This is a genomic window from Corynebacterium kroppenstedtii DSM 44385, from assembly GCF_000023145.1.
Classification (GTDB): Bacteria; Actinomycetota; Actinomycetes; order Mycobacteriales; family Mycobacteriaceae; genus Corynebacterium; species Corynebacterium kroppenstedtii.
This window is the reverse complement of sequence record NC_012704.1, coordinates 106,100-120,730: the sequence shown is the minus strand read 5'-3', so window position 1 is coordinate 120,730 and position 14,631 is coordinate 106,100. Positions and strand designations below refer to the sequence as shown.

The 14,631-nt window shown below is 56.9% G+C and carries 6 protein-coding genes and 3 rRNA genes; 2 read left to right on the top strand and 7 right to left on the bottom strand.

Annotation, left to right across the window (positions count from 1 at the left end; genetic code table 11):
* Positions 1-28: 28 nt before the first annotated feature.
* The 7 genes from CKROP_RS00460 to CKROP_RS10445 form a co-directional block, all read right to left on the bottom strand.
* Positions 29-1,660, bottom strand: a complete 1,632-nt coding sequence (locus tag CKROP_RS00460) for a peptide ABC transporter substrate-binding protein (RefSeq protein WP_012730774.1) — start codon at positions 1,658-1,660, stop codon at positions 29-31.
* Positions 1,661-1,952: 292 nt separating this feature from the next.
* Positions 1,953-2,381 carry a DUF2871 domain-containing protein gene (locus CKROP_RS00455; RefSeq protein WP_012730773.1) on the bottom strand — a complete coding sequence of 143 codons (429 nt, stop codon included), beginning with the start codon at positions 2,379-2,381 and terminating at the stop codon, positions 1,953-1,955.
* 161 nt (positions 2,382-2,542) lie between these two features.
* A 5S ribosomal RNA gene (rrf, locus tag CKROP_RS00450) occupies positions 2,543-2,659 on the bottom strand.
* 108 nt (positions 2,660-2,767) lie between these two features.
* Positions 2,768-5,842, bottom strand: a 23S ribosomal RNA gene (locus CKROP_RS00445).
* A gap of 409 nt (positions 5,843-6,251) precedes the next feature.
* Positions 6,252-7,772 (bottom strand): 16S ribosomal RNA (locus CKROP_RS00440).
* Together the 16S, 23S and 5S rRNA genes form the textbook arrangement of a ribosomal RNA operon.
* Positions 7,773-8,437: 665 nt before the next feature.
* The gene (locus CKROP_RS00435; RefSeq protein ID WP_148209597.1) at positions 8,438-9,334 is read right to left on the bottom strand and encodes a hypothetical protein; all 897 of its coding nucleotides are present in this window, start codon (positions 9,332-9,334) and stop codon (positions 8,438-8,440) included.
* Positions 9,335-9,341: 7 nt separating this feature from the next.
* Positions 9,342-10,247, bottom strand: coding sequence for a hypothetical protein (locus tag CKROP_RS10445; protein ID WP_012730770.1), 906 nt, complete (start codon positions 10,245-10,247; stop codon positions 9,342-9,344).
* A gap of 247 nt (positions 10,248-10,494) precedes the next feature.
* Between CKROP_RS10445 and CKROP_RS11850 the strand changes: the two genes are divergently transcribed.
* Together CKROP_RS11850 and CKROP_RS00420 are read left to right on the top strand one after the other, a co-directional pair.
* The gene (locus CKROP_RS11850; protein ID WP_012730769.1) at positions 10,495-12,414 is read left to right on the top strand and encodes an NYN domain-containing protein; all 1,920 of its coding nucleotides are present in this window, start codon (positions 10,495-10,497) and stop codon (positions 12,412-12,414) included.
* Between the two features lie 74 nt (positions 12,415-12,488).
* Positions 12,489-14,585 (top strand): galactan 5-O-arabinofuranosyltransferase, encoded by a 2,097-nt coding sequence (locus CKROP_RS00420; RefSeq protein ID WP_052292301.1) that lies wholly within the window; start codon positions 12,489-12,491, stop codon positions 14,583-14,585.
* Positions 14,586-14,631: the final 46 nt, after the last annotated feature.

Below are 14,631 nucleotides of genomic sequence, written 5' to 3'. Positions count from 1 at the left end.
CTTATCGTGGGGGAGCCTTATCAATGGGTCAGCTCTTCGTGATATCCGTGAAGATGGGGACGCCTTTCCAGTCGTAATTCACGTTCGACAGCGAGGTAGTCCACGCGGCAGACGCGGTGTAGTAGAACAGCGGGATTTCGGGGAGCTCCCGCATGAGAATCGCCTGCGCCTTCGCGTAGATTTCCTGCGCTTTCTTTGGGTTGCTTTCCTTCGACGCATCTTTCAGGAGATTGTCGAATTCCGTGTTGGTGTATTTACCGTCATTCGACGCTCCATTCGTCGCGAATTGGGGTTGGAGGAAATTCGCTTGTGAGGGGAAGTCTGCCTGCCAGCCGCTTCGGAAAGCGGTGTGAATCGACCCACTCGATACTTCGTTTCGGAGTGCTTTGAAGTTGGGGTACGCCTTGCCCGCGGCGTCGATTCCCAACACGTTGTGGATACTATTTGATACGGCTTCGACCCATTCCTTGTGGCCGCCGTCCGAGTTGTACGCGATCTCCAGTTTCCCGCTGTACGGTTTGATCTCATCGGCCTTTTTCCACAGTTCTTTGGCCTTGTCGGGGTTGTAGTCCAGGGCTTCATTGCCTTCGACGTTCGGTACGTCGCCGAGCGTGGTCGCGGTAAAGTCCTTCGCTGGCACGCGCGTACCGTTCATGATTTTGTCGGAAATTTGTTTCCGGTTAATCGCCATAGAGATCGCTTGCCGACGTAAGTGCCCCTCTTCATCGTTGCCGAAGTGGTCCAGCCATTGCGGAATGACGAAGCCGCCGTTAGAAGCGATCGATTTAATCAGGTGCGTCGACGGGAAATCATCTTTGAAGGTTTGCATCGCCGTCGGCGGGACGGTGAGACCGATGATGTCTAGGTTGCTCGCCTGCAGGTCGGTGTACGCCGTATCGAGGTTTTCATACAGCTTAAAGGTGACACCGCCGTTCTTCGGCTTATCGTCACCAGCGTATTTGTCGTTCGCTACCGTTCGAATCGAACTGTTATGAGTCCAGGCATTTTGGCCGTCTAATTTATATGGCCCATTGCCGACGGGATGCTCACCGAAGCTCTTCGGATCGTCGAAGAACGATTGCGGGAGCGGGAAGAATGGCGTGGCTCCGAGGCTGATGGGGAACTGGGAGTCCGGATCGGAGAGCGTAATCGTGAATTCTTTATCATTCACTTTCTGCACCCCCGACAGCTTTTCGACGCTACTGCTGGGATCTTTGACCTCGTCAAACCCTTTAATATTTGAGAAGAAGTCTTGTTGTTTTTGGGCATTTTTACCAGCTGCGCCGTAATTCCAGGCGTCGATGAAGGAATCCGCGGTGACGGGTGTTCCATCGGTGAACGTCCAACCGTCTTTGAGTCGGACGGTAAATTCTGTGTTGTCTGGATTAGCTGTGATGGAGTCAGCGACTTGGTTATGCGACTTACCATTTTCGCCGTAGGACACAAGGCCGCGATACAGAAGCTCGAGGACCTGGGAACCATTTGATTCGTTGGTATCGGTGGGGATGAGTCCGTTTTGGGGTTCTGATGCCGCGGTCCGGACAATGTTGGGATCGCCCGCTCCGTCGAGAGTAGCTCCACCCCCATCACCGCAGGCAACAAGGCCGGTTGCGGATAACGCCAGAGTTGCGATAGCTGCAGCCACTGAACGTAGACGCATAATGAGGGCTCCTTTAAACAGCACAGCTAAAGCCACTTTTAAGTTACGCGCGGGCTTCGAGAGAACCGGATAGCTTAAACGCGGCAGTTTTGTATGAATTTTATAAACGACGATGGTGGCCGCGGGTAACGGCGAACGAGATTGTTTAATTACGGAACTTAGAATACGTGTAATTGCCGTGATTACCTATCTCGTTGGGAAGATTTAACGTCCAGGAAACTTTCCATCACACCCGAAAGGATGAATACCTCGGCTTGACCAGCTGGAATTGCCTGGTCAGAAAACGACCGACTTATTGCGATACGTTATTTTTCTTTTGCCACCTTTTGAGATATTTATTCAAGATGACGAAGAAGAGGACGAATCCAACGGTAATAATAATGTGGCCCATACCTGCGACGATGGCCAAGGATTCGGGAAAGTCTTGACCAAGAACCTGGCAGATGCCGTGAAAAGCGAGAAATCCGACAGTCCAGGCGGCTCCCGCGTTATAGACCCAGAAAAACGCGGTGAAGCGCCGATCTTTGTCGATTCGCAGTAACAGGGCGAAGACAAGGAACAGAAGGTTCATTGTCATCCCAAGAATAAGTGAGTGCGTGTGGACCACAGATAGTTGAGTGGCTCCTTCGAAATCATGGGCTCTGGTGAATTCGCGATAAAACACTCCGGCGATGAGCCCGATCGCCAGCCAAACGGTGGCAGCAATATACAACTTCCTCATAGCCCCCAGGCTAGCAATAGCTTTCTATGAGGAATTCATTCGGATAAGAAGGGACGGACGAAGCCGTCTAGATATACGGAAGTGTGTGGTGTGGCCCACCCCCACCGGGTTCGGCCGCACCACACACAAACACACACAACATATTAAATTAACTACGTTACGGTTGGCGGCGACCTACTCTCCCACACCCTCCCAGGTGCAGTACCATCGGCGCAGGCAGGCTTAGCTTCCGGGTTCGGAAAGGGACCGGGCGTGACCCCACCGCACTAACCACCAACACAACCTATAGGGACAACACACACCCAACACCGGGTGGTGTGCTGCACAAGACACCAAACAGCAGACGCAAGCAACCAACAAACCATCGTATTCCGCCACAAGACTTTGTTGTTGTTTAGTTCGGTCAATTAGTACCGGTCACCTCAACACCTCACAATGCTTACAGATCCGGCCTATCAACCCCATCATCTCTGGGGAACCTCAAAAGAAACCTCATCATGAAACAGGCTTCCCGCTTAGATGCTTTCAGCGGTTATCCCTCCCGTACGTAGCCAACCAGCCCTGCCCCAGGCAGAACAACTGGCACACCAGAGGTACGTCCGTCCCGGTCCTCTCGTACTAGGGACAGCCTTTCTCAAGTTTCCACGCGCGCGGCGGATAGAGACCGAACTGTCTCACGACGTTCTAAACCCAGCTCGCGTGCCGCTTTAATGGGCGAACAGCCCAACCCTTGGGACCTACTCCAGCCCCAGGATGCGACGAGCCGACATCGAGGTGCCAAACCATCCCGTCGATATGGACTCTTGGGGAAGATCAGCCTGTTATCCCCGGGGTACCTTTTATCCGTTGAGCGACACCGCATCCACAAGCCAGTGCCGGATCACTAGTCCCAACTTTCGTTCCTGCTCGACCCGTCAGTCTCACAGTCAAGCTCCCTTATGCACTTACACTCACCACCTGATTGCCAACCAGGCTGAGGGAACCTTTGGGCGCCTCCGTTACCATTTAGGAGGCAACCGCCCCAGTTAAACTACCCACCAGGCACTGTCCCTAACCCAGATCATGGGCCGAGGTTGAGATGCTCAATACGATCAGAGTGGTATTTCACCAACGACTCCACCACCACTAGCGTGGCCGCTTCACAGTCTCCCACCTATCCTACACAAACCGAACCAAACACCAATACCAAGCTATAGTGAAGGTCCCGGGGTCTTTTCGTCCTGCCGCGCGTAACGAGCATCTTTACTCGTACTGCAATTTCGCCGGGCCTGTGGTTGAGACAGCAGAGAAGTCGTTACGCCATTCGTGCAGGTCGGAACTTACCCGACAAGGAATTTCGCTACCTTAGGATGGTTATAGTTACCACCGCCGTTTACTGGGGCTTAAATTCTCCGCTTCGACCACAACGTGGCCTAACAGGTCCTCTTAACCTTCCAGCACCGGGCAGGCGTCAGTCCGTATACCTCGACTTCACGTCTTCGCACGGACCTGTGTTTTTAGTAAACAGTCGCTTCCCTCTACTCTCTGCGACCACCACCAGCTCAACCAGTCTGTCACCAGCAGTGGTCCCCCTTCTCCCGAAGTTACGGGGGCATTTTGCCGAATTCCTTAACCACAGTTCACCCGTCGCCTTAGTATTCTCTACCTGACCACCTGTGTCGGTTTCGGGTACGGGCCGCACACACACATCGCTAGAGGCTTTTCTCGACAGCAATGGATCACCAACATCCCCACAACGGGTACGCATCACGCCTCACCCACAACAGCATCCGGATTTACCTAGATGCCGGGCTACACGCTTACACCACAATCCAATAAGTGGCTCGGCTACCACACTGCGTCACCCCATCACTTGACTACTACCAGATCAGGCCCCACGCATCCACACACACAACAACCCAAAAGATCATTGCACGTGCTTCAGGGCGGTTAGTATCACTGATTCACCATGGGCGCGCATGCACGGGTACGGGAATATCAACCCGTTATCCATCGACTACGCCTGACGGCCTCGCCTTAGGCCCCGACTCACCCTGGGAAGAAAAGCTTAACCCAGGAACCCTTAGTCATCCGGCGGACAAGATTCTCACTTGTCATTCGCTACTCATGCCTGCATTCTCACTCGCATACCCTCCACCACCAGTCACCTGGCAGCTTCCACGAGCACACAACGCTCCCCTACCAAACCACACACAAAAGCATGGTTTCCGCGGCTTCGGCGGTGCACTTAAGCCCCACTACATTGTCGGCGCACAACCACTCGACCAGTGAGCTATTACGCACTCTTTCAAGGATGGCTGCTTCTAAGCCAACCTCCTGGTTGTCTTCGCGATCCCACATCCTTTTCCACTTAGTACACACTTAGGGGCCTTAGCCGGCGATCTGGGCTGTTTCCCTCTCGACCCACGGAGCTTATCCCCCGCAGTCTCACTGCCACGCTCTCACCTTGCTGGCATTCGGAGTTTGGCTGATGTCGCTAAGATGATAGTCCCGCTAAACCATCCAGTCGCTCTACCTCCAACAAGAAACACGCAACGCTGCACCTAAATGCATTTCGGGGAGAACCAGCTATCACGGAGTTTGATTGGCCTTTCACCCCTACCCACAACTCATCCCCGCAGTTTTCAACCTACGTGGGTTCGCGCCTCCACAACGTCTTACCGATGCTTCACACTGGCCATGGGTAGATCACCCCGCTTCGGGTCCAGGACACGCCACTAACACGCCCTCATTAGGACTCGGTTTCCCTACGACTACCCCACACGGGTTAACCTCGCGACGCGCCGCTGACTCGCAGGCTCATTCTTCAAAAGGCACGCCATCACCCCACAAGGAGGCTCTGACGGCTTGTAGGCACACGGTTTCAAGAACTCTTTCACTCCCCTCCCGGGGTACTTTTCACCATTCCCTCACGGTACTATCCACTATCGGTCACATCACGTATTCAGGCTTACCGGGTGGTCCCGGCAGATTCACAGCAGATTCCACGAGCCCACTGCTACTCGGGCACCACAGCACCCCACGCACCATGTGTTTTCACGTACCGGACTCTCACCGTCTACGGCAGGCCATTCCAAACCACTTCCGCTAACACACCACACGCAGGAGGGCGTCACTAGCCACCCAACACCACGGCCCCACAACACCACACACGCAACCCCTAGCAAGTATCACACGCATATGGTTTAGCCATCATCCACTTTCGCTCGCCACTACTCGCAGAATCATTATTATTTTCTCTTCCTACAGGTACTAAGATGTTTCACTTCCCCGCGTCACCCCCACACCGGCTATACATTCACCAGCAGGTCACCGCACACAACTACGGCAAGGTTACCCCATTCGGACACCCTCGGATCAACGCTTGATTGACAACTCCCCGAGGACTATCGCGGCCTTCCACGTCCTTCATCGGCGTAATGTGCCCAGGCATCCACCGTGCGCCCCTACAACAAACAACAACAAAAAGGCAACACACTACCCCACCACACACACAAAGCACTGTCTGTGTGACGGAGTAAGAATAAACCAGACAAAATACAAAAAGAAAAGATTACTCGCGTCCACTATCCAGTTCTCACACAACACACCCACACCACACAAAGCCACCACAAAACAGCAACCACATGTAGCCGGGCCAGGAACAACAACCATGTGCCATCCCAGACACCCAACAATGCACCAACGCACCCCAACACTCTGTGTCAGCCACACACCACCCACCACCAGATACCAATACCCGATGATTGTGGCGCCGCACGCAACACTTGCGTGCCGAAGCAAGCCATCCACCCACAAAAACAAACAATTGGCGCACACCAGCCACCGGCCAGCGCTTGCGCCAACACACAAAAGAAAAAAGCTCCTTAGAAAGGAGGTGATCCAGCCGCACCTTCCGGTACGGCTACCTTGTTACGACTTCGTCCCAATCGCCAATCCCACCTTCGACGGCTCCCTAACGAGTTTAGGCCACCGGCTTCGGGTGTTACCAACTTTCATGACGTGACGGGCGGTGTGTACAAGGCCCGGGAACGTATTCACCGCAGCATTGCTGATCTGCGATTACTAGCGACTCCGACTTCATGGAGTCGAGTTGCAGACTCCAATCCGAACTGAGACTGGCTTTAAGAGATTAGCCCCACCTCACGGTATCGCAACTCTCTGTACCAGCCATTGTAGCATGTGTGAAGCCCTGGACATAAGGGGCATGATGATTTGACGTCATCCCCACCTTCCTCCGAGTTAACCCCGGCAGTCTCCCGCGAGTCCCCAACCAAATGCTGGCAACACGAGACAAGGGTTGCGCTCGTTGCGGGACTTAACCCAACATCTCACGACACGAGCTGACGACAACCATGCACCACCTGCACACCAGCCACAAAGGGAACAACCATCTCTGGCCGCATCCAGTGCATGTCAAGCCCAGGTAAGGTTCTTCGCGTTGCATCGAATTAATCCACATGCTCCGCCGCTTGTGCGGGCCCCCGTCAATTCCTTTGAGTTTTAGCCTTGCGGCCGTACTCCCCAGGCGGGGCGCTTAATGCGTTAGCTACGGCACGGATCCCGTGGAAGGAAACCCACACCTAGCGCCCACCGTTTACGGCATGGACTACCAGGGTATCTAATCCTGTTCGCTACCCATGCTTTCGCTCCTCAGCGTCAGTTACTGCCCAGAGACCCGCCTTCGCCACCGGTGTTCCTCCTGATATCTGCGCATTTCACCGCTACACCAGGAATTCCAGTCTCCCCTACAGTACTCCAGTCATGCCCGTATCACCTGCCAACCCGGAGTTAAGCCCCGGGCTTTCACAAATGACGCGACAGACCACCTACGAGCTCTTTACGCCCAGTAATTCCGGACAACGCTCGCACCCTACGTATTACCGCGGCTGCTGGCACGTAGTTAGCCGGTGCTTCTTCTACCACTACCGTCACCACAAGGGCTTCGTCATGGCTGAAAGGAGTTTACAACCCGAAGGCCGTCATCCCCCACGCGGCGTCGCTGCATCAGGCTTGCGCCCATTGTGCAATATTCCCCACTGCTGCCTCCCGTAGGAGTCTGGGCCGTATCTCAGTCCCAATGTGGCCGTCCACCCTCTCAGGCCGGCTACCCGTCGACGCCTTGGTAGGCCATTACCCCACCAACAAGCTGATAGGCCGCGAGCTCATCCCTTACCGAAAAAATCTTTCCACCACACCACCTACAGCATGGTCCTATCCAGTATTAGACCCAGTTTCCCAGGCTTATCCCAAAGTAAGGGGCAGATCACCCACGTGTTACTCACCCGTTCGCCACTCGAGCACCCTGCAAGCAGGGCCTTTCCGTTCGACTTGCATGTGTTAAGCACGCCGCCAGCGTTCGTCCTGAGCCAGGATCAAACTCTCCATACAAACAAAGCACAAAAAGCCTGAAAACCAAGCAAAAAACAAACCCCGACACAAAAAATCCCGTATCGGAATCCGAAAAAATAGTTGTTGCAGCCCACCAACGGGGAAGGCAGACCACAAGCACACCAAAAAATTAGGTGTTAAAAGTCTTGTCATGATGATCAAAGCAACCACCACAACACTGTGGCACCTGCTGCGACCAACACAAAAGTACATTGGCACACTATCGAGTTCTCACACAACACACGCACACACAACACCAAGCACACCACAATCAGTGCACCAGCATGTGCAGCAAGCAGAAACCCTAACACCACAACCAGCCAGACGCAAACACGCAATCTGAAACCAGCCAACAAAAAGTGAAAGAATCTCCACCCCAACCACCAACACAACCAACAACCAAGCAACTAACTTTCCAGCTACCCGGCGGCTGTCTCGGCGACGACAAAGAACACTACACACCCCACCCACACACCACAAACCCCCAGCACAACACCACAAAACACACCAACAGAAAACAAAAGAAGGGACCGCACACGCGATCCCTTTCCGTTCGCTCCATCGTCGGCAATGAAACAGTGAGTCCACGAGTTAAGGCCGTGAGCTAAAGGCGGAGGGGGAACTGTGAGCTGCGTGCCAGGCAAGCGGTGAGGTGGTGGAAAGAGTTAGCTTGCGATCGACACTGCGGTGATGATGAACAGAACAGCTATCCACACGGCTTGACCGAGGGCGAGAACTGAGTTTTTTCTCCACATAATGGCTCGCGGGACGCCGAAGCTAATTGCGTTCCGAGCGATGGCGACGAGCACAAGCCCAACAAGGACGCAGGTCACAAGGAGGCCGACAACGACAACGATCATCGAGCCAGTCGCGAAACTGATGCCGCATAGAAGCAAGGCTACAGCGAAAACTCCCCAACAGGTTTCGCGCGTAGGTAGGAAGTGCCAGGTCAAGTTATGCTGCTCTTCCTCTGTACGAGGTGTTTCAGCCGAAGAACGTCCGCCCCACAACTCCACCGTTAGATCCGATAACCCTGCGCCTTCGCCGACGAATCTTGATTCTGCATAGCGGTCGCCGTCCAACTTTTGCTCGCCACCAAGCCCCGGATACTGCCGCATCGACATCGTCCGCGACCCCGCGAATGCGTTAAAGCCGAGCCCCAGGACAACGCCGGCAAACGCCACGACCAGCAGATACACGATAAATGGAGTCACAGATTCTGCTTGGGAAGAACCAAGGAAAGGCGGCAAGCTCCACCCTGCGACGCCGCGTCGGACAAGGACACCGATCAGACAGCCAACCGCAACCAAAGCCACCGAACGAACCGCGGCAACCAGCACATAATCGCGGACATAGCGGGAAATGGTCAGGCCAAACGCTCGATAGGCCAACAAGCGCGGGTTCCCATACGGCGTGAGGATGCACCACACCATCGCCGTCGCCACGCCGAACACGGGCTGCGACGCATCCATCCATAAAGCCAGGACAACCATCAGGTCCACTAACCATCGGGTACCTGTTGACACATCGGCCAAGGACAAACGGTCACGAACCTGCATCACACCCCCCCTACGCGTCATCCGTTGGAAAGTCCCCGACAATCGTGCCGCCAGAGACAACGAGGAGACGATCCGCGGACGCATGCACCAGGTTGTCGGCACGACGATCTGCCTGATTCATCACCACTGTCCTCGGGTGTGCAGCACAATCAGCCACGAGAGTCTGCATCACTAACTTCCGACGCTCCGGATTCAGCCCCTCACACGGCCTATCCCACAACGTCAACGGCGCACGCGCCGCCACAGCCACGACCGCCGACAACAGCGTCCTGGCCTGCGTCGATAAGTGGTTGACCTTGGTAGAGAGATCCAGCTGGAATGCACGAGACACCATTTCCGCATAATCGTCGTCCCAGTTTGGGTAGCGACGCGCCGCAGTGCGAAGCACCCGGTCGACACGCCACTGGGCGGGGTACCGAACCGACATCCCGGCCATGACGGTGCTGTCCATTGTGCGGGCGTTGTCGTAGGGGGCCTCGCCGAAAACGGAGATGATTCCGCCCGAAATGCCCTCTTGACCAGCGAGGACATGCAAAATACTGGCTGCCGACGCCGACGGGCTGGGAGTAGCTACGTTCGGAGTGGCGGTGGTCGGCCTGCTGGTGGTGGTCGGGCTACTGGTTGCGGTGGGAGCGGCTGTGGTCCGGCTACCAGCGGATCCAGCCGCAGCGTCCCCCACGAATGAATAGATCAAGCCCTCGTGCAACGCTAAGTTGCAGTCTCGCACGAGAACCGAAGCATCCTTGCGACGCCGAGCCTCCCACGGCACGGACCAGACGCGGCGGGCCTCAGCCACCATAGCCTTCCGCATCCACGCGATCGGAGCGTCGGCGGGATCCCATTCCCGCCACTCTCCAGCAGAACCATCGCGCGCATCTGCCGTCGGGTCCGTCGAACGCAAGTCCATACCTTCCACTCTTTACCACCTTTTCCACTACGGGCGCGCGGAGAAACCCGACATTGAGCGTCGACAAGCCCCCGTTAAGGTGATACATAGCGAACTACTATTGGATAGTTGGGGGAACCAATACAGTGGGGGCTCCCCGTAAAATGCACTAGAATGCGGGCGCGTGAGTCGGCGTTAGTGACTAGAAATCGCTAACCTGAGTCCCAGAACCTCTTACAAAAAGTTAGATAAATTTTTAGTTAGGAAACCGTGAACGATGCTCGAACGCACCTTAGTTTTCGTCGATACCTCTTATCTTCTAGCAAGCTTTTACAACTCATGGGAGGAAGGTGCCCGAACACAGCTCGAAATTGATCTACCCGAAGTCTGTTCAGTGCTCGACCGAATGATTACGCAACATGTTGGCCAGCCTGTACAGCGACAAAATTGGTACGACGGCATCCCAGATTCCGGGCCTCACCGGTACCAACGCGCACTCCGGACAGTCGACGGGGTTCAGCTGCGCGCGGGGCTGCTGATCGAGACTGGGCAGCGGCGCACGCAAAAAGCGGTCGATACCAGGCTCGTTGCCGATATGATTCTGGCGGCGGTCCGCCAACAGTGTTCCGACATGGTGCTTGTGTCCGGCGACCAAGACATGATCCCCGGTGTTGTTGAAGCGTCCGCGATGGGAGTGCGGGTCCACCTCTACGGGTTCAGCTGGGACTCGATGTCCAACGCGCTCCGGCACAAATGCGACTCGATCACCGTGCTGGACCCGCGCGAAGACTTCGCCGATACCATGCAGATCCAGCCGCTCGAGGGGCCCATTCCGCCGTCCATTCCCCCGCGCCCGCTGGAGGCGCAGGATCCGATTGTCGACGGACACACAGCGGAAAATGAGACGTCCGGTGGCGCGACGAATGGGGATGCTTCGGCCGGGGACGCTTCGGGTGAAGCTACCGATGGCAACGGTGATTCTGAGGCCGGGACCGACGTCTCTGATTCCGGCACCTCAACGTCTGGTACACGAACATCGTCCACGGCCGAAACCCACGTCAATGCTGGAAAGCCCAGTGGCAATGGGCGGTCAGGATATAACGGCCAGCTGGCGAAAAACAAGGGTGACGAGGACCATTCCTCATGCCCGGACTCCAACCATGCCCATGAGGCGAACGCTCATGAGGCCGATCGGCACGGAAAGGGCGGCCAACCTGCGAACACCAGCGACGAGACGTGGACATCCCGGCGCGTGCGCGGAAATAACGCTGCCGCCGATGGCGAGCACGGTGACCACTCAACATCCGCACACGAATCCCACTCAGCGGAGTCATCTCCATCACGTCCGACGCCGGCCGACATGATGGCCTGTGCCCGACGGAGCGCTAACGCAGCGGATCGTCGGAGCAATGGAAATGGCGGACCCGACGCCAGCACCACGCCGTCACAGACCCGCGCCGCCGACGCTGACCAGGCGGTACCAGGGCAAACGGAGCATTCGCCGTCGGGAGGAGCACCCGCGACACGAATTCCGGAGTCCAGCGTCGGCAAGCAACGAACCACTCAACCGGCTGAAGCAGTCGGGGGAGCCTTGGCGGCAAATGAAGGCTCCACTACGGAGGCTGCCGATACCCCGGCGCCGAAGGACGACAGCAAACCTGAGGATCCGCGATCGGCGGATCGACCGGCCACTGTTGCAACCCCGGGGAGTGTCGCTGCGCGGCATCAAGCAGCGCATCTTGCGGCATCACAGCAGGCATCGGATGGGAGTGCCGACGCCACGTCAGGCGGAGATTCAGGCAATGGCTCGAACGATGACAATGCTTCCGAAACTGCAACGCCCGCGCCGCAGTCCAAGCCTGCGCCGAAGCCGTCGATGATGGCGCCACGGCGGAAGCTCCGGTCTCGGTACGTACCGCTGCCCAACGAGATCTGGACGACCACGGGATTCCAGACGCCGTTTGATGTCGGCCAACAGTATGCGACATGGTGGTTCCATCACGTCGCGACCGAGGAACAGCGTGACAGCGCGCACGTTCTCTCTGGCGGAGGGCTCCCGCCGAATGTGGATCGTCCGCTCCTGCAATTCGCGTGCGAATCGTTGCACGAATACACGCTGAGTGAATCGCAGCGCGTCAGCCTGCGCGACGGGTTCCACACCGGAATTCGCGCGATCCTGATCACTGGCGACGACTAATCGCTGACGGGGATTGCCGACGAGGACGCGTGGCAATATCCCCTCTGTCCCACCGATATGCCATGATCTACCCCATGGCATCGAAAAAGGGGAGCGATACGTCGCACAAGGATCCAGCATCCACGCCAGTTGCGGATTCCACCACGACAACCCATGACGCGGACAGTGTCGATAACGCCGACGCAGCCGCATCCGCAGATCCCATTCTGCCTGCTACAAACCGCACCGCCGACCACATTGGGCTTAGTCGGACCCTCATAAATATGGCCCTGGCGGTGGTCGGGGGCGCGATCATGTCGCTGGTTTTCTGGCGCCTCATGAAGACCACGCACTATCCGGCGTTTAGCAACTCCAACGTTCTCAAGGCGCTCTCCACGCTGACCTCGGCCATTCTCATTGTGGTCGTTGCTGCCCTCCTTATCTGGTGGGTTCACGACGAAAAACAAGCCGGACGTGGCAGCGTCGACACGAACAACGGTGCGAAAAACTCCAGTGCAAGAAATGGAGCCGACTCCCCCGCTGTTCGTCGCCCCCGATGGCGAGTCTGGTTGACATACATCATCACCTACATGTCCCCCGCCGGACTAGTAGGCACGGTGCTCACCATCCCCCTGTCCGCGACCCGCCTGTACCTCGACGGAATCTCCGTAGACCAGGCATTTCGGACGCAATTCCTCACCCGGATGACCGCGCAATTTGGCCTCCACGACATGGCATACCCGGACATCCCCACCTTCTACCCCGCCGGCTGGTTCATCACGGGCGGGCGGTTCGCCCATTACACCGGACTCGCCGGATGGGCCGCATTCCAGCCGTGGGCCATCATTACGCTCAGTGCAACAGCGTGCATGCTCGTGCCCGTATGGCAGCGCATCACCGGCAGCCTGCCGCTCGCCACCACTATTGCGCTGACCACCACGGCCATCATGCTGTCCCTGTCATCGTTCGAACCCTACGCGGCCATCGTCGGCATGGGGATCCCCGCCGCGGCTGTGTTCGCGTGGCGGGCCATCAACGGAGCCCGCTGGTCAGCCCTCGCAACAGCGCTCTTCCTCGGCGCATCGGCAACCCTTTACACCCTGTTCACCGGTGTCAACGCCCTCGCCATCGTCGTTATTGGGCTCGTCATAGCCATCCGTCGGAAATCTTTCTTACCGATCATCCGGCTCGCGGGCATTGGCATGGGCTCCCTCCTGATCGCAGCGACGGTCTGGGCTCCCTATATCAAGGACCTGCTGACCAAACCACATGGCAGCACGGATACAGCGCAGCACTACCTGCCTGCCGACGGGACACAAATCCCGACGCCCATGTTCCACATGACCATTCTGGGGTTCCTCTGCCTCGTCGGCGTCGTCTGGCTCATCGTGCGCTTCACCCATCCCATTGCCATGCCGATCGCCATCGCTGTGCTGACCTACTACGCCTGGGTGTTGCTCTCCATGGCCGCCACACTCCACGGGACGACGCTGCTGGGGTTCCGCATGGAACCGCCGATCACTATGCTGCTCGCCACCGCCGGTGTGCTCGGACTCCGTGACGCCCTCGCACATGGAATACCCACTATATACCCCGAGCGGTTTGCCACCGCGGCACCCACAATCACGCTGGTCATCGGCGTACTCGTTGGGATTGCAGCCACCGAATTCGCGGCAACAATCCCCTGGTCCATCTCCCACTCGATCAATTCCGCTTACTCCGACACCGACGGCGACGGGCATCGCAACGACGGAGTCCCCGCAGATTCCGGCACCTACTACCAGAAAGTCGCCGACACCATCGGACGCGAACCCACCGACACGGTTCTTCTTGCAGACGAACAGGCCTTCATGGCGTACCGCCCCTACCTGGACTTCCAGGCACTGACCGCTCACTACGCCAACCCGCTCGGCGAATTTGTGCAACGGAACGCAGCCATCGAGAAGTGGTCAGAGGCCGAAACCCCCGAGGAACTCAACTCCGCCATGGACGACATGCCCTGGAGGAAACCCGACGCCATCCTCTTCCGCGGCTCCGTCGACGATGACGACTGGGCGCTGAACGTCGCTGATGATGTGTACCCCAGCGACCCCAATGTGCATTTCCGCTCCATACACTTCCACCCCGAAGCATTCAGTGACTGGACAGTGACACAAGTCGGACCATTTATCGTCGCTGTTAGACCCCAATAGATGTCAGGTGATGTAACCAGAATGGTCTCCTCACAGGAACGTGACG

What these genes read in the sequence shown, in the direction of transcription:
- CKROP_RS00455 (WP_012730773.1), bottom strand. Translation starts at nt 2,381, where the DNA reads ATGAGGAAGTTGTATATTGCTGCCACCGTTTGGCTGGCGATCGGGCTC.
- CKROP_RS00460 (WP_012730774.1), bottom strand. Translation starts at nt 1,660, where the DNA reads ATGCGTCTACGTTCAGTGGCTGCAGCTATCGCAACTCTGGCGTTATCC.
- CKROP_RS00420 (WP_052292301.1), top strand. Translation starts at nt 12,489, where the DNA reads ATGGCATCGAAAAAGGGGAGCGATACGTCGCACAAGGATCCAGCATCC.
- CKROP_RS11850 (WP_012730769.1), top strand. Translation starts at nt 10,495, where the DNA reads ATGCTCGAACGCACCTTAGTTTTCGTCGATACCTCTTATCTTCTAGCA.